1 rRNA gene is annotated in these 243 nt (G+C 55.6%); it reads right to left on the reverse strand.

Annotated elements, in window-relative coordinates:
- Nucleotides 1-243: ribosomal RNA gene (locus AWV70_RS22495) — 23S ribosomal RNA — on the reverse strand; the annotation flags it as partial.

The following is a 243-nucleotide window of genomic DNA, read 5'->3' on the forward strand; positions in this document are numbered from 1 at the left end:
CGACCGCCCCAGTCAAACTGCCCACCTGACACTGTCTCCTGCCCGGATCACGGGCAAGGGTTAGAAGTCCAATACAGCCAGGGTAGTATCCCACCATTGCCTCCTCCGAAGCTGGCGCTCCGGATTCCAAGGCTCCTACCTATCCTGTACAGGCTGTACCGGAATTCAATATCAGGCTACAGTAAAGCTCCACGGGGTCTTTCCGTCCTGTCGCGGGTAATGCGCATCTTCACGCATATTATA

This window comes from Sporosarcina koreensis (assembly GCF_001531445.1).
GTDB lineage: Bacteria > Bacillota > Bacilli > Bacillales_A > Planococcaceae > Sporosarcina > Sporosarcina koreensis_C.